The sequence below is a fragment of the Burkholderia sp. Bp8963 genome (genome assembly GCF_003854275.1).
Classification (GTDB): domain Bacteria; phylum Pseudomonadota; class Gammaproteobacteria; order Burkholderiales; family Burkholderiaceae; genus Burkholderia.
Genome location: NZ_QTQP01000009.1, coordinates 45,606 through 63,628 on the forward strand (window position 1 = coordinate 45,606; position 18,023 = coordinate 63,628).

Here is an 18,023-nt window from a genome sequence, read left to right on the forward strand (position 1 = left end):
GCGTGCCGCGTGCTGGCCATCGTGGCGGCTGTCTGGGTGCTGGCCGCCGTCGGGCTGGCCGTGCGCGGCATGCGCATTCCGGACGGGCGGGCGGACGTCACCGTGATCTTCGGCAATGCGCTGGATTCCGACGGAATGCCGGAGCCAGTTCTCGCGTCGCGCCTCGACGTCGGTGTGCAGTGCTACCGGTCGGGACAGTGTCCGGCGATCCTCGTCAGCGGCGCGATCGACGGCCCCGGGCTCGACGAGGCGGCCGCGATGCGCGATTACCTGGTCGCGCGGGGCGTGCCGGCCGACCGGATCGCCGTCGACAATCAGGGCGACAACACGCTCGCGACCGCGCAGCACGCGTTCGCGTACATGCAGGCGCACCACGCGACGAGCGTGCTGCTGGTCAGCCAGTTCTACCACCTTGCGCGGGCGCAGCTCGCGTTCGAGCGCGTCGGTGTCGATCGCGCGCAGATCCATGCCGCGTATCCGCGGCGGTTCGAATTGCGCGACCTGTATTCGAGCTGGCGGGAAGTGCCGGCGTACGCCGTCTATTCGGTCCGCCTCTGGTTGAATCCGGACGCGCGTCCCATGTCGTTCCGGCCGATGCTGTATCTGCTGCGGCTGCTTTCCTGAGCGGCGCGGCGCCTTCTTGCCGCTTTCTGCCCGTGCCGCGCCATTGCGGCACGGATCGCCCCGATTCGCCAATCCTTTCGCTGCTGTAAACATCAGATGGAATTATTTCGCCGGATAGCGATTATTGCTTGGCAATCGTGGCTGGTTTGACCTATACCTTGTCTGACAAAACGCACGGCAGTACTCAAATCAACACAGAAAGCGTCGCTGCAAAAACCGGGGTGACCACCATGTCCTTCGACTAGTCGCGCATCCGCGATTCAAGGCCGATTCCAGGATTTATCCACGAATGACCGGCGTCGTTCCGACGAACGCCGGGCGGGGTTCTTTTTGCCCGCGATTTTGCGCTGTCTTCGATCCGATGTTTCGCCGTTTGCCTGATCAATGGGGGAAGCATGAGCCGCGCACGTTCCAGAAGAGTCCAAGAAACGCTTCCGCGATTCCTGTTGCCGACGGGCGTGTGTGTCGCGCTCGTCGGCGCGGGCATCGTTCCCGCGCATGCGACTTGCACCACGGCCGGCACCACCGTGACCTGCTCGGGCGTCGCCAATCCGCTCGCGCCGAACTATTCGAACAGCGCGGACAACATCCACGCGACCGTCAATCCGGGCGCGAGCCTCGGCGTGCTGCTCGGCGTCGGCGGCACCGCGTTGTCGCTGACGGGCAACAATACCCAACTGACCAACAACGGCTTGATCGACCCGTCGGCGCTCGGCTCCGGGCTCGGCGTGCTGTCGAGCGGCGCGGTGATCGGCAACGCGGCGGCGAGCGCCGGCACCAGCGTCACCAACAACGGCACGATGAACGGCTCGACCGGGGTGGCGATCAGCGGCGTGACGGGCATGGCGCTGTCGGTCCAGAACGGCACGGGCGGCACGTCGACGATCAACAACACCGGCACGATCGGCTCGAACCCGCTGGTCGGCGCGACCCTCACCGGCGCGGATGCGCCCGTGGTGGCCGCGTACGGTGGCGCCACGGTCAACATGACGAACAGCGGGACGATCACCGGCCGCGTGTCGCTCGGTTCGAACGGCACGCCCGGGGCGGGCAATACGTTTACCAACTCGGGCACGATCAACGGCAGCGTGTCGATGGGCGCAAACAGCACGAACACGTTCAACGCGGTAACGGGCTCGTCGGTCAACACCGCGGGCGGCACCGGGGGCGCGTTCAACATCACGGTCGGCCCGGTCACGCTCGGCGTTGCGGCAACGGGCACGGTCGACGGCGGCGCGGGTGGCGACAACACGCTCAAGCTGCAGCAGGGGGCCGGGGCGAACGGCACGATCGCGGTCAACAACTACATCAACTTCAATCACCTGAACGTCCAGAGCGGCAACTGGACGATCAACGGCGCGTCGACCGCGCAGGACGCGACACTGGCGGGCGGGGTCGCGATCATCGGCGGCAACGCGTCGCTCGGCACCGGCACGATCACGGCCACCGGCGGCGCGCTGCAGGCGGGCACGGCCGGGCTCAACGTCAGCAACAACGTGACGCTCAATGCGGGCGGGCTGACGGTGCAGGGCTCGACCGGGCTCACGCTGTCGGGCACGGTGTCGGGCGGCGGCGCGCTGACGAAGAACGACGGCGGCACGCTGACGTTGACGGGCGCGAACAACTTCGCGGGCGGCACGAACCTGAACGCCGGCGGCATCGTGGTCGGCAACAATGGGGCACTCGGCACCGGTGCGCTGAACGTCAATGGCTCGGCCACGCTCGACTCGAGCACGAACGCGACGCTCGACAACGTGGTCGATCTCGCCACGGGCACGACGCTGACGATCGGCGGCAGCAACAATCTCGGGCTGGCCGGCTCGATCAACGGCAACGGCGGCCTCGTGAAGAACGGCTCGGCGATACTGACGCTGAACGGCGCGAACACGTTCACCGGCGACACGACGATCAACGCCGGCACGCTGGCGCTTGGCGCGGGCGGCAGCCTGGCGGCGACCGGCACGGTGAACCTGACGGGCGCGGGCGCTACGTTCGACCTGAGCAACGCATCGGGCACGCAGACGATCGGCGCGCTGGCGGGCGCGGCCGGCACCAACGTGGACCTCGGCGGCAATTCGCTGACGTTGACCGGCAGCGGCAACACGACGTACGCCGGCACGATCGGCGGCGCGGGCGGTATCACGCTCGCGGGCAGCGGCACGCAAGCGCTGACCGGCGCGAATGTGTATACCGGCGGCACGAACCTGAACGGCGCCAACCTCGTCGTTGGCAGTAATACGGCGCTCGGCCTCGGCGCGGTGAACGTGAATGGCTCGTCGTCGCTCGATGCGACCACCAACGTGTCGCTCGCGAACAATGTCAACCTCGCCACCGGCACGACGCTGACGCTCGCCGGCAGTACCAATCTCGGCCTGGGCGGCACGATCTCCGGCGGCGGCGGTCTCGTGAAGAACGGCGCGGCGACGGTGACGCTGAATGGCGCGAACAACTTCACGGGTGGCACGACGCTGAACGCCGGCGGCCTCGTGCTCGGCAACAACAACGCGCTTGGCACGGGCGCGCTGACCGTCGGCGGCGCGGCGACGCTCGATACGAGCACGAACCTGACGGTCAACAACGCTGTCGACCTCGCGACGGGCGCGACGCTGACGCTCGGCGGCAGCAACAACCTCGGGTTGAGCGGCGTGATCACCGGCGCGGGCGCACTCGTGAAGGACGGCGCGGCGACGGCCACGTTGACGGGCGCGAACAACTTCACGGGCGGCACGACGATCAACGCCGGCACGCTGGCGATCGGCGCGGGCGGCAGCCTGGCGGCGACCGGCGCGGTGAACCTGGCCGGCGCGGGCGCGGCGCTCGACCTGAGCAATGCGACGAGTGCGCAGTCGATCGGCGCGCTGTCGGGCGTCGCGGGGACGAACGTCAGTCTGGGCAACAACGCGCTGACGCTGGGCGGGACCGCCAGCGGCACCTTCAGCGGCGCGATCGGCGGTGCCGGCAGCCTGACGCTGGCCGGCACCGGCACGCAGACGCTGAACGGCGCGAGCACCTACACGGGCGGCACGAACCTGAACAACGGCAGCAGCGTGGTGCTCGGCAACAACGCGGCGCTCGGCACCGGCACGGTGAACGTCGGCGGCGCGGCGACGCTCGACACGAACGCGAGCCTGTCGGTTGCCAACGCGGTCAATCTTGCCAACGGCTCGACGCTGACGCTCGGCGGCAGCAACGCCCTCGCGCTGAGCGGCGGCATCACCGGCGGGGGCGCGCTCGTGAAGAACGGCCCGGCGACGACCACGCTGACGGGCGTGAACACGTACTCGGGCGGCACGACGATCAACGCCGGCACGCTGGCGGTCGGCGCGGGCGGCAGTTTCGCGTCGACCGGCGCGATGAACCTGGCCAACGCGGGCGCGGCGCTCGACCTGAGCAGCGCGACCGGTCCCCAGTCGATCGGCGCGCTGTCGGGCGTCGCGGGGACGATCGTCAACCTCGGGGGCAACGCGCTGACGCTGGGCGGCACCGCCAGCGGCACCTTCAGCGGCGTGATCGGTGGCGCCGGCAGCCTGACGCTGGCCGGCACGGGCACGCAGACGCTGACCGGCGCGAACGTGTACACGGGCGGTACGAACCTGAACAGCGGCACGCTGGTGCTCGGCAACAGCGGGTCGCTCGGCGGCGGCGCGCTGAACGTCGGTGGCGCGGCGACGCTCGACACGAGCGCCAGCCTGGCGGTCAACAACGCGGTCAATCTTGCCACCGGCTCGACGCTGACACTCGGCGGCAGCAACGCGCTCGCGCTGAACGGCGGCATCACGGGCGGGGGCGCGCTCGTGAAGAACGGCACGGCGACCGCGACGCTGACGAGCGCGGCCAACTACACGGGCGGCACGACGATCAACGCCGGCACGCTGGCGCTCGGCGCAGGCGGCAGCCTCGCGTCGACCGGCACGGTGAACCTCGCCGGCGCGGGCGCGACCTTCGACCTGAGCGGCGCGTCGGGCGCGCAGACGCTCGGCACGCTGTCCGGCGCGGCGGGCACCAACGTGAACCTGGGCGCGAATGCGCTGACGCTGAACGGCAGCGGCACCGGCACGTTCGGCGGCGCGATCGGCGGCACGGGCGGCGTGACGTTCGCCGGCACGGGCACGCAGACGTTGACGGGCGCGAACACGTACACGGGCGGCACGACGATCGCGAACGGCGGCACGCTGCAGCTCGGCAACGGCGGCACGTCGGGCAGCGTCGCGGGCAACATCGTCGACAACGGCACGCTCGTCGTGAACCAGTCGGGCACCGTGACGCTCGGCGGCGCACTGTCCGGCACGGGCGCGCTCACGCAGGCCGGCAGCGGGCAGCTCACGCTGACGGGCACGAGCACGCTGTCGGGCCCGACGACGGTCGGGGCCGGCACGCTGGCCGTCAACGGCTCGCTGGCCGCATCGACCGTGACCGTGCAGGGCGGCGCGACGGTGACCGGCACCGGCACGATCGGCGGTCTCGTCGTCGCGAGCGGCGGCACGGCGTCGCTGCCGCAGCCGGGGCAGACCCTCAGTGTTGCAGGCAACGTGACGTTCCAGCCGGGCTCGACGCTGCACGGCGGCAACGTGAGCGTGCTGGCGAGCCAGGCGTCGTACCAGGCCAATACGACGTACACGCTCCTGAGTGCGGGCGGCGGCGTGCAGGGGCAGTTCGCGGGCGTGAGCTCGTCCTACGCGTTCGTCACGCCGACGCTCGCCTACTTCACGAATCGCGTGACGCTGACGCTCAGCGCGAACGGCACGCCGTTCTCGTCGGTCGCGACGACGCAGAACGAAGCGGCGGTCGCCGGCGCGATCAGCGCGCTCGGCTCGGCCAGCCCGGTCTTCAACGCGGTGCTGATCGCCGATGCGCCCACCGCGCAGAGCGCGTTCCGGCAACTCGACGGCGAGCTGTACGCAAGCGCGAAGAGCATGCTGTTGACCGACAGCCGCTACGTGCGCGAGGCCGTGACCGATCGCGTGCGCCGCGGCGTCGGGGCCTCGTCCGGGCCGCTTGCCGCGTTGTCGGCGGGCGGTGCGGCGCTGTGCGACGACACGGGCGGCGGCGCGCCGCGCGACAAGACGCTGCCGCCGGAGCAGCGGCTCGGCTCGCAGGCGAGCTGCGTCGGCAACACGCCGTATCGTCCGGTGGTCTGGGGCCAGGCGTTCGGCGGCCGCAGCCGGCTGGCCGGCGACGGCAATGCGTCGACGATCAACCGCAGCCAGACGGGCTTCATCGCCGGTGCGGACATGGCGCTCGACGACCACTGGCGCGCGGGTCTCGCGGGTGGCGTGTCGCATGGCTCGCTCGACAACGACACGGCGTCCGCGTCGTACAACAGCTACTACGTGTCGCTGTACGGCGGCGCGCAGTATGGCGCGTGGGGCGTGCGTGGCGGCGTCGCGCAGACGTGGTACCGGATCAATGCGGATCGCAATCCCGCGTTCGCCGGCTTCAGCGACCATGACTCGGCCGGCTACAACGCGAACTCGACGCAGGTGTTCGGCGAAGTCGGCTATGCGCTGCCGGCGGGCGCCGTCGCGTTCGAGCCGTTCGCGGGCATCGCGTTCGTGCGCCTGCATACCGACGGCTTTACCGAAAGCGGTGGCGCGGCCGCGCTGACGACCGGCTCCGATACGAACAACACCGCGTTCTCGACGCTCGGCGTGCGGGCGGCAACCGATCTCGGCCTGCTCGCGAAGGGCACGCTGACCGCGCGCGGGATGGCTGGCTGGCGGCATGCATTCGGCAGCGCGCGGCCGAACTCGACGTTCGCGTTCGCGACAGGCGGCGGGTCGTTCCAGATCGCGGGTGTACCGATCGCGCGCGACAGCGCGGTGCTCGAGGTCGGCATCGACGCGAGCGTCACGAAGAACCTGACACTCGGGGTGTCGTACAGCGGCCAGTTCGGCAGCGGCGTGCGCGACAACGCGGTGCTCGGCAACATCCTGTGGCGTTTCTGACCGGTGTATGACGGCGGGCGCCGCGCCGCTGCGCGCGCGCCCGGTTCTGTCCTATCCTGTGCGGAATACGCGACGTGCACCGCGCGTCGCGCCCGACCCAGGAGCATCGATGCACAATCCAGCAGACGAGTCTTCTCCGCGCGCGCCGCAAGCGGCGCCGCGTCCCGCGACGGCAGCCGGCGCGCCGTTCATTGCCCCCGAAGCCGATTCCCAGAAACCCGAGCGCGGCAGCCAGTACGTGTTGAAGGCAGGCGACGCGTTCGTCGTCTGCAACGCGCTCGGCGACTTCGGTGGACACGACGATGGATTCTTCGTCGATGACATGCGCGTGATGTCGCAATGGCGGCTGACGTTCGGCGGCCGCGCGCCGTCGCTGCTGTCGGGCGCGACGAGTGCCGACAACGCGTCGTTCACCGCGCACCTGACCAACCGGCCACTGCCGCCGCTCGGCGGCCACGAGACCCCCGAAGGCGTGATCCACATCGAGCGAACGCGCGTGCTCGCGAACAACGTGCTGTACGAGGCGCTGACGCTGACGAACTACGGCGCGATCGAAGCCGAGGTGCCGCTGTCGCTGTCGTTCTCAACGGATTTCAAGGACATGTTCGAGGTGCGCGGCACGCACCGCGCGCAGCGCGGCACGCTCGCGCAGCCGAGTCTCGACGCGAGCGCGGTGCGGCTGCGCTACGAAGGCCTCGACCGCGTCGAGCGCACGGTGTCTGTGCAGTTCTCGCCGGAGCCCGACGCGCTGTCGGTCGATCGCGCCGACTACACGCTGACGATCGCCGCGCAGGCATGCGTGTCGATCTACGTGAGCGTCGAGGCGACGGTCGGGACGTCTCGAGGCGACGCGCCCGCGTGCGGCCGCAACGCGTTGCGCGCCGCGCTCGTCGCCGTGCACCGCGCGATGCGCGCCCGGCGCGAGACGATGGCCCGCGTGCGCACCGGCAACCCGCTGTTCAATGCGTGGCTCGACCGCTCGCTGGCCGATCTCGGCCTGCTGACGACGAATCTCGACATGGGGCCGTATCCGTATGCGGGCATCCCGTGGTTCTCGACCCCGTTCGGCCGCGATGCGGTGATCACGTCGATGCAGATGCTGTGGCTGCAACCGTCGCTCGCGCGTGGCGTGTTGCGCTTTCTGGCCACGCACCAGGCGCAGCAGACGTCCGCGTTCCGCGACGCGGAGCCCGGCAAGATCATGCACGAATTCCGCAAGAGCGAGATGGCTGCGACGGGCGAGGTGCCGTTCGCGCTGTACTACGGTGGCGTGGACACGACGCCGCTGTTCGTCGTGCTCGCCGGCGCGTACCTCGAGCATACGGGCGACGATGCGCTGATCGACGAGCTGTGGCCCGCGCTCGAGCGCGCGATCCAGTGGGTGAGCGACAAGTGCGACCGCAATCCGTACGGACTGCTCGATTATCAGCAGACGTCCGAACGCGGCCTCGCGAACCAGGGCTGGAAGGACAGCCACGATTCGGTGTTCCATGCGGACGGGCGTTTTCCGGATGGGCCGATCGCGCTCGTCGAGGTGCAGGCGTATGCGTGCGCGGCATTCGACGCAATGGCGGAATGCTCGCGGCGGCGCGGCCACGCGGCCGATGCGACGCGCTATGCGCTGCGTGCGAAGCAGTTGCGCGAGCAGGTCGAAACGCTGTTCTGGATGCCGGAATCGAGCTTCTACGGGATCGCGCTCGACGGTCGCGGCGAGCTGTGCCGCGTGCTTGCGTCGAACGCGGGCCATCTGCTCGCGTTCGGGCTGCCGGAGCCCGCGCGCGGCGCGGCGGTCGCGGACGTGCTCGGCTCGTCGCTGTTCCAGACCGGCTGGGGGGTGCGCACGCTCGCGGCCGGCCAGCCGCGCTTCAACCCGATGGCGTATCACAATGGCTCGGTGTGGCCGCACGACAATGCGCTCGCCGCGCGCGGGCTCGCGCGCTACGGCGACAAGTCCGCCGCGCTGAACCTGCTGCGCGCGCTGTTCGAGGCGGCGGTGAGCTTCGAGATGCGGCTGCCGGAACTGTTCTGCGGGTTCCCGCGCCGGCGCGGCGAGCCGCCGACCGCGTATCCGGTCGCGTGCCTGCCGCAGGCGTGGGCGGCGGGCGCGCCGTTCATGATGCTGCAGGCGTGCCTCGGCGTGAGCGTCGACGCGGCGCGTCACGAAGTGCGCGTCGAGCGCCCGGCGCTGCCGGAAGGCGTCGACTGGCTGCGGATCGACGGGCTGCCGGTCGGCGACGACAGCGTGTCGCTGACGTTCCGGCGCGTCGACGGGCAAGTGGTCGCGGCGGCGGAGCCGGGGCGCGTGAAGGTCGTCGCGGTGCTGTAGCGGCGCGACGCGCCGCCTGCGCGAACGTTGCGCGATGTCGTGCCACGTTCGCGCGCCGCGGCTTAGAATCGTGACAGGATCCGCTACCCATCTTTCCGGAGGCATACGATGACGACCGACAAGCGGCCCGACGACAGCGAGCAGAAGCTCGAGCATCTCGAAGCGGCGGTCAATCACCTGCACGAGTCGATCGAATCGCAGAGCATCGCGGTCGGGGCGGCGAAAGGCATTCTGTTCAGCCTGATCGAAACGCTCGGCGCGCTGATCGGCGACCCCGACCTGCCCGAGCATGCGCGCTCCGGCTACGAGGCGCTGCGCGACAAGGCGCGCAATCTGCGCAGCGGGCTCGACAAGCACTGAGTCCGCACGCGGCGGGGCGCCCGCTCCGCCGCGATTTCCGTTTTTACTTCCCGTCTTCGCTGCCCGTCTTCTGCTGCCCATTTGCGCGCGCACGCCGCAAAATGCCGTGCGCTCAATGAGTTACGCGGCGCATGCGCAGGATATCCACAAGCTTGCCAACACATTCTGTGGAGAACGCGTCACGCGGTTTCCGCGCTCGACGATCGCTGCGTGCGTGCCTCGCAACTGCCACGCCCGCGCCCATGCATCGAATCTCCCGTCATATCAACGTGTTACGCGATGCGTCGGCAGGATATCCACAGGCTTGCCAACAAAATCTGTGGAAAAGGGGCACGCTATTGCATCGTCACGGTTGGCAATGCCCGGTCGCGGTGCACCGATCGGACACGATTTTTGGCCGGCTTGCCCGATGCCTGCATCGTCGCGGGAAATCATGCGCGATCAATGGGTTAGGTGCCGGGTACCCAGGATATCCACATCCTTGCCAACAAAAACTGTGGACAAGCGGCCGGCGCGCGGGCTGGCCGCCGTTTCACGCATGCGGAGCCGCGTCGGCCGCTTCGCTGACGATCCAGTCGCGGAACAGCGTCATCGCCGGGGCGACGGGTTTCGACTTCAGCGACGTGAGCCAGTAGCCGCCCGCCTGCACGTCGATGTCGAGCGGCCGCACGAGCTGGCCGAGCTGCAGTTCGCGCGCGAACATGCATGCCGGCGCGAGTGCGACGCCCGCGCCCTGCATGGCTGCCTCGACCATCAGCCGCGACGAGTCGAACACGGGCCCGTTGACCGTCCACGGTTCGAGCTGCGCGGCGGCGAACCAGCCGAGCCACTCGTCGGTGCGGTACGAGCGCAGCAGCGTTTCGTTCGCGAGATCCTCCGGCCGCGCGAGGCGCCTGCCGATCTCCGGCGCGCACAGCGCGGTGAGCGGCGCGTCGAGCAGCCGCTCGTTGCGGGTTGTCGGCCAGTTGCCTTCGCCGAAGCGGATCGCGAAATCGAGCCCCTCGGCGGCGAGATCGACGACGTTGTTGTGGGTGCGCAGCCGCAGCTCGACGAACGGATGGGTATCGCCGAAGCGCTTCAGGCGTGGCATTAGCCAGCCTAGGGCAAACGTGCCGACGACGCCGAGCGTCAGCACCTCGTGGAAGCGCCCGCCGTCGAACTGCTTGAGTACCGTCTCGATCCGGCTGAACGCGTCGCTCAGCACCGGCAGCAGCGCACGACCCTCGTCGGTGAGCCCGAGCCCGCGCGGCAAACGCGTGAACAGCACGCAGCCGAGCCGTTCCTCGAGCATCCGGACCTGCTGGCTGACCGCGGCCTGGGTCACGCTGAGCTCGAGGCCCGCGCGCGTGAAGTTCAGGTGGCGCGCGGACGATTCGAACGCGCGCAGTGCATTGAGCGGAAGGTGGGGGCGGAGCTTCGTCATAAGAAATTCTTTCGTCAGCGCTCAATAATCGTTGCTTGTCAGGCAACCGTAAACTCACGATAGTGCGTGTCGCCGGGCCGGTATCGAACCACCATTCCACCACGAGACAAACGACATGACTTACTCATCGCAACGTCGAATCCTGCTGTTGGCCGCCGCGACGGCACCGCTGGTCCTGACCGTGAGCGCGTGTGTGTCGCCGCAGGCGGGCGCCGCATCCGGGGCATCCGGCGCGTCCGGGGCGTCCGTTACGTCGCTCGCGTCGCTGGAGCGCGCCGCGGGCGGGCGCCTCGGCGTGTGCGCGATCGACACCGCGACCGGCCGGCGCGTGCAGCATCGCGCCGACGAGCGCTTCCCGTTCTGCAGCACGTTCAAGGCGCTGCTGAGCGCGGCGGTACTCGCGCAGAGCGTCGAGCGTCCGGCGTTGCTGCAGCAGCGCGTCGCGTATCGGCAGGCCGATCTCGTCCGCTATTCGCCGGTGACGGAGCGGCACGTCGGCGCGGGGATGACGGTTGCGGAGCTGTGCGCGGCCGCGGTCCAGTACAGCGACAACTCGGCCGCGAACCTGCTGCTGAAGCTGATCGGCGGGCCGGCCGCGCTGACCGCGTTCGCGCGCTCGATCGGCGACGATGCGTTCCGCCTCGATCGTTGGGAAACCGAGCTGAACACCGCGCTGCCCGGCGACCCGCGCGACACGACGACGCCGGCCGCGATGTCGGCAAGCCTGCGCGTGCTCGCGCTCGGCGACGCGTTGCCCGCGTCGCAGCGTGCGCAGCTCGCCGACTGGTTGCGCGGCAACCGCACCGGGGACAAACGGATTCGCGCGGGCGTGCCGGCAGGATGGCAGGTCGGCGACAAGACCGGGACCGGCGACTACGGGACGACCAACGACGCCGGCGTGCTGTGGCCGCCCGCACGCGGGCCGGTCGTGCTGACGGTGTACTACACGCAGGCGCAGGCCGACGCGAAGGCGAAGGACGACGTGATCGCGTCGGCGACCCGCATCGCGATCGCTGCGCTCGGTTGAGCGACGCATGACGCGACGCGCGCAGCGGGTGGCGGGAGGGCGCAGCATCGCGTGCGTTGCATCGGGCAACGCCGTGCCGCAAACCTGATGCGCGCGACGAAACGTTGTGCGTTCAACCACTTACGTCGCGCATGCTCAGGATATCCACATGCTTGCCAACAAAATCTGTGGAAAAGAGGCGGGTGGTTTCCTGAGCACGCGACGCGCGACGTGGATCGGCGGCGGGCGACACCCGATCGGCATGCTGCATGCCTCATTCGCGACGACGCAAGGAAAGTCTTTCCGATCAAGTGCTTGGTGGCGCTATGCGCAGGCTATCCACATGCTTGCCAACAAAAACTGTGGACAAGCCTGGACGGATGCGCGCGTGGATCGGGCCGATCCATACGCCGTTTGACTCATTCGTGACGGCACGAGGAAAGCCTTTGCGATCAAATGCTTGGTGGCGCTATGCGCAGGCTGTCCACAAGCTTGCCAACAAAATCTGTGGGTAAGTGGCGATGCATCGCCGAGCGAGCAGGCGAAAAGCGGCGACGGGCGCATCGCCAACGCAGCGCGGCTCGGGAGGCGTCGCGGCTGCGCGTGCCGGAGTGGAATCTCGTGCGGCAACTGCATCACGCATGCCAAAGCCCGTCGGATCAAGGACTTGGCGCGATGATGCTCAGGATATCCACAAGCTTGCCAACAAAATCTGTGGACAAATGCCTGACCGCGCCTGACCGCGCCTGGCTTACACCGCTGCATCGAAGCGCAGCGTCACGGTGAGGCCGTGGCCGCCTTCGGTCGTGCCGAGTGTTACCGTCGCGCGATGCTGTTCGGCGATCCGCTTGACGATCGACAGGCCGAGCCCGCTGCCCGACGACGTCGCCGTTTGCGCACCGGCGCCACGGTAGAACCGTTCCCACACGTTCACGCGCTCCGCTTCCGGAATGCCGGGGCCGGTGTCCGCGACCTCCAGCACCGCGGTCCCGCCTTCGACGCGCGCGCTCACGTCGACGCGCGCGCCGTCGCCGGCATAGCGGATCGCGTTGTCGACGAGATTGTTCAGCAGCACGCGCAGCGTGTCGGCGTTGCCGGCCACGTTGACGGGCGTCGTGACGATTGCGCCGAGATCGACGCGATGCGCATCGGCGACGCGCGCACGGTCCGCGACCACCGAGCGGCACAGCGCCGCGAGATCGACCGGCGCGAGCGCGGCCGTCTGCGCGTCGGGCTCGAGGCGCGCGAGCGTCAGCAACTGCTCGGCGAGGTGGCCGAGCCGCGTCGTGCCGGCGTGGATCTGCGCGAGGATGCGCTCGCGTTCGTCGGGCGTCGCCGCGCGCCGCAGCAGCTGCGACTGGATCGACAGGCCCATGATCGGCGTGCGCAGCTCATGCGCGGCATCGGCGATGAAGTGCCGCTGCAGCGTAAACGAGCGGTCGAGCCGCGCGAGCAGGTCGTTGATTGCTTCGGCGAGCGGCCGCACTTCGTTCGGCATCGACGCGACGTCGACCGGTTCGAGATTGTTCGCATTGCGGCGCTTCAGGCCGGCGGCGATCCCGGCGAGCGGCCGCAGCCCCGCGCCGATCCCGAACCACAGGCCGATCGCGAGCACGGGCAGCATCGAGAACACCGGCCACAGCAGATGCACGGCGATGCCGGCGATCGCTTCCCAGCGCGCGCGGCGCGCCTGCGCGAGACGGATCGTCGTGCCGCCGCTGTGGGTCACGTAGGTGCGCCACGGCGTGCCGTCGACGTCGACGCTCGCGATGCCGGCCTGCGCCGGTGGCGGCAGGGCCGAATCGCGGTCGGTCGAGTAGACGAGCTTGCCTTTGCGCCAGACCTGCAGCAATACTGCATCGGGATCGTCGACCTTGAAGCCGTGCTCGCCCGCCGCATGGCTCTTGAACGACAGCTCGCCGTTCGGGCCGACGACGATCTGCTTCGACATGCTGCGCATCTGGTCGTCGAGCAGATCGTCGAGTTCGCGCAGCGCGCCCCAGTAGGTGCCCGCGCTCGCGAGCAGCCCGATCACGCACGCGGCCGGCATCAGCCACAGCAGCAGCCGGCGCCGCAGCGACACGCCGCGCCAGCGCGAGACCGCGCGCTGCAGGCCCGTCATGCGCCGTCACCGATCCGGTAGCCGACGCCGCGCACCGTGCGGATCATGTCGTGGCCGAGCTTCTTGCGCAGGTTGTGGATATGCACCTGCACCGCGTTGCTCTCGACTTCCTCGCCCCAGCTGTAGAGTCGTTCCTCGAACTGCTCGCGGGAGATCACCGCGCCCGGCTCGCGCATCAGTTCGTGCAGCAGCACGAACTCTTTCGGCGACAACGGCACTTCGTCGTCGTTGAGCCAGACCTGGTGCTTGACGGGATCGAGCCGCAGCGGGCCGATCGCGAGCGTCGTCTGCGCGCGGCCCGCATGACGGCGGTTGACCGCGCGGATGCGGGCGAGCAGTTCCTCGAGCGCGAACGGCTTCACGAGGTAGTCGTCCGCGCCGCTGTCGAGGCCGGCGATACGGTCGGACAGGCCGTCGCGCGCGGTGATCACGATCGCCGGCAGGTTCTCGTCGCGGCGGCGCAGCGCGGCGAGCACCGACAGCCCGTCGCGGTTCGGCAGCCCGAGATCGAGCAGCAGCAGGCCGTAGCCGGTCGCCGTGCGCAGCGCGAGCGACGCGGCCTCGCCGTCCGTGACCCAGTCGACCGCGAAGCCTTCCTGTTTCAGACCCTGTTCGAGCCCGCTGCCGATCAGCGGATCGTCCTCGACGAGCAGTACGCGCATGTGTTCGTGTTTCTCCGTGGAGGCGCCGTTCGGGCGCCCGGTCCACCTATGATAAGCGCGTGTGTCTTAGCGGGAGCTTAAGTGCCGTCCGACGTGCTGCGCTGACCGGCGCGCGCGGGGCCGGTGATACCATGAGCGACCGGTTTCCGTTCCCATCAAGATGGCCGCCAATTTCGACGAACTCGCGTCCCGGATCCGGACGCAATTTTCCGAGCTGAGCCCGCAATTCCAGGCGGGCGCGGCGTTCCTGCTCGATCATCCCGACGAAGTCGCGGTGTCGTCGATGCGCAAGGTCGCACAGCGCGCGCAGGTCCAGCCCGCATCGCTCGTGCGGCTCGCACAGTTGCTGGGGTTTCCCGGCTGGAACGAACTGCGCGACCTGTGCGTCGCGCGCGTGCGCACGCGTCCCGAGCCGCTCACGCAACGCGCGCGCTCGCTCGTGCGGCCAGATGCGAAGGCGACGCTCGCGCACGACCTGCTCGCCGCGCAGCAGCACAATCTTGCCGCGACCGCCGCGCACACCGCGCAGGCGCTTGCCGAAGCCGCGAAACTGATCCGCAAGGCCTCGCACGTGCACGTCGCGGGGTTCCGCTCGTGCTATCCGGTCGCGTTCGGGCTCGTGTACGGCTACCGGCTGTTCCGGCCGACCGTGTCGCTGCTGACGGGCGTCGCCGGATCGCTCGAAATGGAGCTGCGCACGATCGCGAAGCACAGCGCGACCGTGATCGTCAGCTTCGCACCCTATTCGGCCGAGGCGACGCGCGTCGCGCAGGCCGCGAAGGCGCAGGGTAGCCGGATCGTCGCGATCACCGACAGCGCGGTGTCGCCGATCGCGCTGCATGCCGATGCGCAACTGATCTTCACGCACGACAGCCCGTCGTTCTTCCCGTCGCTCGTGGCCGCGCATGCGCTTGCGGAGGCGCTCGTCGCGCAGCTGCTCGCACTCGAAGGCAGCGATGCGATCACCGCGCTCGAACGCGCGGAAGCCGAGCTGCACGCGAAAGGCGCGTACGTGGTTTGACGAGGCCGGGTGGCTGGCCGGCGCGACGCGGTGCATCGATATTTCGGCACACACTGAAACGTCGTTGCGCCGTATCCGCGTATGCTTGGGCTTCCCATTCCGACGGAGCCAATAATGACCCATTCCGACCTTCAGGCCAGCCACGCACACGCGTTCCGCGCACTGCACGCACAACCGATCGCATTCATCCTGCCCAACCCGTGGGACGCGGGTTCGGCGCGGCTGCTCGCGATGGCCGGCTTCCGCGCGCTGGCGACGACGAGCGCCGGCTTCGCGTATTCGCGCGGCCGTCCGGACAACGCGATCGACCGCGACACGATGCTCGAGCATATTGCCGATCTCGTCGCGGCGGGCGGCCTGCCGGTGAGCGCCGATCTCGAGAACGGATTCGGCGATGCGCCTGAGACGGTCGCCGAAACGATCCGGCTCGCGGCCGAGGCCGGCGCGGTCGGCGGCTCGATCGAGGACGCGACGGGCCGGCCCGATGCGCCGATCTATCCGCACGATGCGGCGGTCGAGCGCGTGGCGGCGGCCGTCGACGCGGCACGCGCGCTGCCGTTCCCGTTCACGCTGACCGCGCGTTGCGAAAACTATCTGCACGGCCGCCGCGATCTCGACGACACGATCGCGCGCCTCGTCGCGTATCGCGCCGCGGGCGCCGACGTGCTGTACGCGCCAGGCTTGACCGATCCCCGCGAGATCGAGGCGGTCACGCGCGCGGTCGACGCGCCGGTCAACGTGCTGATGGGGCTGCAGGGCGGGACGCTCAGCCTCGATGCGCTCGCGGCGCTCGGGGTGAAGCGCGTGAGCGTCGGCGCCGCGCTGGCGCGGGCCGCGCTCGGCGCGTTCCTGCGCGGCGCGACGGAAATGGCGCGCGACGGCACGTTCTCGTTCGCCGAAGCGGCGGTGCCGGGGCGCCTGCTCGACCAATGGTTCGCCGCGGAGAACAATCCGCCCGTGTCGTTCGGTAATTGACGCGGAATGCGGGTGGGATCGATTCCAGCCTGATAATCGATTGACTTGAATCAATGCAGGTTGCTTTCGATTAAATAACGGCTGAATTGGCGGGATGCGTGACACGTTCATGGCATCCCGCTTTTTTATTGCGGATTTCTCAGGGCTTCATGTCGATTCCCTTGATGGATCCTGACAGAATGCCTTTCTGTCGGGCGTTTCCCGCATTTTTTCAGAAGCTTTCCACGCTTGGGAGTTGCCGGTTTATTTTGTGATTGATAATCTTCGATCCGTCTGAAAAATGCCGACACGCGGAATGTCGGGAAAATCAATATAAAAGTTCTGAGAGAGCCATGACGATCCGAGATTTGCTCCGTACCCGGTTTCGTGTCGGCGATGTCGTCACGTTGAAAACCGGCGGGCCGCGCATGACGGTCACCTACGCCGGGCCGGTCGTCTTCGATGAAGCGGACTGGCTGATCTGCCAATGGTTCGACGACAGCGGCCACTTCCGCCAGGAAATGTTCCATCACGAAACGGTCGTGCCGGAGCCGCGCGCGATCTCGGCCGGGCGTGCGCGCATGCGCATGCTGGCGCAGCGCTTCCGGTCGGCGGCATGACGGGCGGCATCGCGCCCGTCGGGTGTTGCCGCGCGTCGATCAACGTCAGGATGCCAAAGTTCGATGCGGCAGCACGTTGACGAACGCGTTGAAAAAGGGGAGGGGGATCAGCGGCAGCCTTGCTTCTGCGCCCACTGCTCCTGGGCGGCAACGCGGCGCTGCACGCGTTCGACGAGACCGGCGGAGAAGGTCCGCATGCTGATGCCGCGGCGCTTCGCGAGGATGTCCTGCGCGACGTCGGCTTGCGGATTCGGCTGGCAGGCCCAGTACAGCGTCATCAGCCAGCCGATGCCCGTCCACGCGAACAGTGCGTTGAACAGCGCGATCGTCAGCTTGTCCTGACGGCGGCGCCGGTCGGCGACGATGGCGGGCAGAAAGTAGAGCGCGATCGCGGCGACTGAACCGGCGACTTGAATCAGGACTTCGGTCTGCATGTTGCTGCTCCATCCGGACTGCAATGTGACCGATTGTCGCGCGATTTGCGTTTTCGTGCTGACAATTGATTGTTGCGCTTTTGATGACGATCAGCGCGCCGTGGTCGCGTCGCCGCCCGCATCGTTGCTCAATGCGAAACCCTCGTCGCGCCAGCCGGTGACGCCGCCGATCATCAGCTTGACCGGCCGCCCGAGCCGGGCGAGGCGGATCGCGGCGCGGGCGGCGCCGTTGCAGTGCGGGCCCGCGCAGTAGACGACGAACAGCGTGTCGGCCGGGTCGTCGGCGAGCTTGCCCGCGACGATCTTGCGGTGCGGCAGGTTGCGTGCGCCGGGCACGTGGCCGGCGGCGAACAGGTCGGGGCCGCGGACGTCGAGCAGCACGAAATCGGGCGTGCCCGACGCGAGCGCGTCGTGGACGTCCCAGCAGTCGGTCTCGAAGCGCAGCGACGCTTCGAAATGCGCGAGGGCGGCGGGGCTGCCGGCGGCTTGGACGTCGGTGACATAGGACATGCGCAGGTTCTCCTGA

14 protein-coding genes are annotated in these 18,023 nt (G+C 68.9%); 9 read left to right on the forward strand and 5 right to left on the reverse strand.

The genetic code is table 11. The annotated features are described in order from the left end of the window. Positions 1-9 precede the first annotated feature (9 nt). The 4 genes from DID96_RS09840 (at position 10) to DID96_RS09855 (ending at position 9,255) form a co-directional block, all read left to right on the forward strand. Entirely contained in the window at positions 10-624 is a 615-nt protein-coding gene (locus DID96_RS09840) for a YdcF family protein (protein WP_409333767.1), read from the forward strand. Positions 625-1,019: 395 nt separating this feature from the next. Further along, the gene (locus DID96_RS09845) at positions 1,020-6,569 is read left to right on the forward strand and encodes an autotransporter domain-containing protein (protein ID WP_124599167.1); all 5,550 of its coding nucleotides are present in this window, start codon (positions 1,020-1,022) and stop codon (positions 6,567-6,569) included. 109 nt (positions 6,570-6,678) lie between these two features. Further along, entirely contained in the window at positions 6,679-8,895 is a 2,217-nt protein-coding gene (locus DID96_RS09850) for an amylo-alpha-1,6-glucosidase (protein WP_124599168.1), read from the forward strand. A 108-nt stretch (positions 8,896-9,003) separates the two neighbouring features. Then, complete coding sequence (locus DID96_RS09855) at positions 9,004-9,255, forward strand: hypothetical protein (RefSeq protein WP_124599169.1); 252 nt, start codon at positions 9,004-9,006, stop codon at positions 9,253-9,255. Positions 9,256-9,787: 532 nt separating this feature from the next. Here the strand turns inward: DID96_RS09855 and penR are convergent. After that, on the reverse strand, positions 9,788-10,678 hold the full coding sequence (gene penR / locus DID96_RS09860; RefSeq protein WP_124599170.1) for a beta-lactamase transcriptional regulator PenR: 891 nt from the start codon (positions 10,676-10,678) through the stop codon (positions 9,788-9,790). 115 nt (positions 10,679-10,793) lie between these two features. On the opposite strand from penR, the gene blaPEN-bcc reads away from it, so the two are divergent. After that, positions 10,794-11,705: a PEN family class A beta-lactamase, Bcc-type gene (blaPEN-bcc, locus tag DID96_RS09865; RefSeq protein ID WP_124599171.1), complete on the forward strand. Its 912-nt coding sequence runs from the start codon at positions 10,794-10,796 to the stop codon at positions 11,703-11,705. Positions 11,706-11,853: 148 nt separating this feature from the next. After that, positions 11,854-12,102, forward strand: coding sequence for a hypothetical protein (locus tag DID96_RS09870; protein ID WP_124599172.1), 249 nt, complete (start codon positions 11,854-11,856; stop codon positions 12,100-12,102). Between the two features lie 333 nt (positions 12,103-12,435). Here DID96_RS09870 and DID96_RS09875 read toward each other — a convergent pair whose 3' ends face one another. Together DID96_RS09875 and DID96_RS09880 are read right to left on the reverse strand one after the other, a co-directional pair. Beyond that, positions 12,436-13,806 (reverse strand): cell wall metabolism sensor histidine kinase WalK, encoded by a 1,371-nt coding sequence (locus DID96_RS09875; protein ID WP_124599173.1) that lies wholly within the window; start codon positions 13,804-13,806, stop codon positions 12,436-12,438. After that, complete coding sequence (locus DID96_RS09880; RefSeq protein ID WP_124599174.1) at positions 13,803-14,468, reverse strand: response regulator; 666 nt, start codon at positions 14,466-14,468, stop codon at positions 13,803-13,805. The genes DID96_RS09875 and DID96_RS09880 overlap by 4 nt, the downstream gene beginning before the upstream one ends. Before the next feature lie 160 nt (positions 14,469-14,628). Here DID96_RS09880 and DID96_RS09885 point away from each other — a divergent pair, with 160 nt between their 5' ends. The 3 genes from DID96_RS09885 to DID96_RS09895 all read left to right on the forward strand — a co-directional run bounded on the left by DID96_RS09885 (position 14,629) and on the right by DID96_RS09895 (position 17,063). Then, a complete protein-coding gene (locus DID96_RS09885) occupies positions 14,629-15,489 on the forward strand; it encodes a MurR/RpiR family transcriptional regulator (RefSeq protein WP_124599175.1) in 861 nt (286 codons plus the stop codon). Between the two features lie 114 nt (positions 15,490-15,603). After that, positions 15,604-16,464 carry an isocitrate lyase/phosphoenolpyruvate mutase family protein gene (locus DID96_RS09890; RefSeq protein ID WP_124599176.1) on the forward strand — a complete coding sequence of 287 codons (861 nt, stop codon included), beginning with the start codon at positions 15,604-15,606 and terminating at the stop codon, positions 16,462-16,464. A gap of 332 nt (positions 16,465-16,796) precedes the next feature. Next, a complete protein-coding gene (locus DID96_RS09895) occupies positions 16,797-17,063 on the forward strand; it encodes a YodC family protein (RefSeq protein ID WP_124599177.1) in 267 nt (88 codons plus the stop codon). 107 nt (positions 17,064-17,170) lie between these two features. On the opposite strand, the gene DID96_RS09900 is transcribed toward DID96_RS09895, so the two are convergent. Together DID96_RS09900 and DID96_RS09905 are read right to left on the reverse strand one after the other, a co-directional pair. Beyond that, positions 17,171-17,497, reverse strand: a complete 327-nt coding sequence (locus DID96_RS09900) for a superinfection immunity protein (RefSeq protein ID WP_124599178.1) — start codon at positions 17,495-17,497, stop codon at positions 17,171-17,173. A 90-nt stretch (positions 17,498-17,587) separates the two neighbouring features. Continuing rightward, entirely contained in the window at positions 17,588-18,007 is a 420-nt protein-coding gene (locus DID96_RS09905) for a rhodanese-like domain-containing protein (RefSeq protein WP_124599179.1), read from the reverse strand. Positions 18,008-18,023: the final 16 nt, after the last annotated feature.